This window comes from Azospirillum sp. P4_B5 (assembly GCF_056402275.1).
In genome coordinates this window covers 1-1893 of record NZ_JBFUHT010000118.1, presented here as the reverse complement: position 1 = coordinate 1893, position 1893 = coordinate 1, and the positions used below count along the sequence as shown (strand labels likewise).

The 1893-nt window shown below is 72.3% G+C and carries 3 protein-coding genes; all 3 read right to left on the bottom strand.

The genetic code is table 11. The features are described from left to right. On the bottom strand, window positions 1-425 hold a 425-nt coding region (locus tag AC1DVI_RS32235), incomplete at its 3' end, for an arsenic resistance protein (RefSeq protein ID WP_476961447.1). Between the two features lie 55 nt (window positions 426-480). Next, window positions 481-1377 (bottom strand): arsenic resistance N-acetyltransferase ArsN2, encoded by an 897-nt coding sequence (gene arsN2 / locus AC1DVI_RS32230; RefSeq protein WP_476961446.1) that lies wholly within the window; start codon window positions 1375-1377, stop codon window positions 481-483. Continuing rightward, a complete protein-coding gene (locus AC1DVI_RS32225) occupies window positions 1374-1880 on the bottom strand; it encodes an arsenate reductase ArsC (RefSeq protein WP_040137403.1) in 507 nt (168 codons plus the stop codon). The genes arsN2 and AC1DVI_RS32225 overlap by 4 nt, the downstream gene beginning before the upstream one ends. Window positions 1881-1893 lie beyond the last annotated feature (13 nt).

Genomic DNA, 1893 nt, shown 5'->3' with positions numbered 1-1893 from the left:
TGCGGCTCGCCCTCGCACAGGTTCGACCAGACGAACACCATCGCCGTGCAGGGGGCCGCCGCCAGCAGGATCAGCCCACCGATGTAGGAGGGAATCTGCTCCTGCGGCAGCAGCGGAGCGAACAGATGGCCGATGAACAGCGAGCCGAGCAGCGCCATCGAGAAGGGCTTGACCGCCCAGTTGATGACCAGCGTCACGCCGACGCCGCGCCAGTGCTCCTTGACCTGCCCCAGCGCGCCGAGGTCGATCTTCAGCAGCATCGGCACGATCATCAGCCAGATCAGCACCGCCACCGGCAGGTTGACCCGGGCCAGCTCGGCGGCGGCGATAGCCTGGAACAGCCCGGGCGCCAGATGGCCGAAGGCGATGCCCGCGACGATGCACAAGCCCACCCAGACGCTGAGGTAGCGCTCGAAGAGGCCCATGGCGGGGCGTTCCGCCGGGGCGGCGTGGATGTCAGCCGTCATGTCGATGGTCCTGTCAGGAGGCTGGGGCAACGCGCCGCCCGGCGGCGTCGACGACGGGCTCGCCGTCTTCCTTGGTGAAGGCGCCGCGTTGCGGATCAGGGAGAAGGTCGAGCACCGCTTCCGACGGCCGGCACAGGCGCACGCCGAGCGGCGTCACCACGATCGGCCGGTTGATCAGGATCGGGTGCGCCATCATGGCGTCCAGCAGCGCCTCGTCCGTCAGCGCGGGATCGTCGAGGCCGAGCTCGGCGTAGGGCGTGCCCGTCTGCCGGAGCACGGCGCGCACCGGGACCCCCATGCGCTGGATCAGCGCCACCAGTTCGGCCCGGCTCGGCGGCGTCTTCAGGTACTCGATCACCGTCGGCTCGACGCCGCTGTTGCGGATCAGCCCCAGCGTGTTGCGCGACGTGCCGCAGGTGGGGTTGTGATAGATGGTCACCGCGCCCCCGGCCGCCGCCAGCCCTTCGGCCGGCCGCGCGAGATCGGCGCGCAGGCAGACGGCGCTGCCCGGGCACAGGCCGGCGAACTGCGCGCTGGACTGGATGGCCGGCGGAGCCGAGGCCCGCTCCACCCGCTGGAAGCCGAGACGCTCGAAGAAGCCGGCGGCCCCGGTGGTGAGCAGCCACAGCCGCTCGACCCCCAGCGCGACCGCCTGCGCGTGCACGGCCGCCACCACGGCCCGGCCACCGCCGGCGCCGCGCCGCTCGGCCGGCACGACCACGGAACGCAGCAGGGCGTCGGGGCCATGGACCTCCAGCCCGCCATAGCCGAGCGTCCCCTGGTCATCCGCGACGCGCCAGAAGCGCCGGCCGGGCTCGTCGAGATCGTCGGTCGGCAATCCGTTGGCCGCCAGCAGGCGGGCGAGCGCCGGGCGCTCCGCGTCGGCCAGCGGGGTGACGCTCCCGGTCATGCGTCGTTCCCCGCGGCGGCCATGTCGTCGAGCCTGCGCTTCAGGGCTAGCCGGTCGAGCGAGGCGAAGGGCAGGCTGGCGAAGGCCTGGATGCGGCGCTGGATCTGTCCGAACACCGTGGCGGTGAAGGCGGCCCTCTCGGCGTCCGAGCCCTGGGCGCTCGACGGGTCCGGGAAGCCCCAGTGCGCCGTCATCGGCTGGCCCGGCCACACCGGGCAGACCTCGCCGGCGGCGCTGTCGCAGACGGTGAAGATGAAGTCCATGTGCGGCGCCCCGGGCTGGGCGAACTCGTCCCAACTCTTGGAGCGCAGCGTGGCGGTCGGAAAGTCGAGGCGTTCCAGCAGATCGCGGACGTGCGGGTTGAGGTGCCCGGTCGGCTGGCTGCCGGCGCTGTAGGCGCGGAAACGGCCGCGGCCCTCGCGGTTGAGCAGGCATTCGGCCATGACGCTGCGGGCGCTGTTGTGGGTGCACAGGAACAGGACGTTGTAGACGCGGTCGGTCATCGCGGGATCGCCT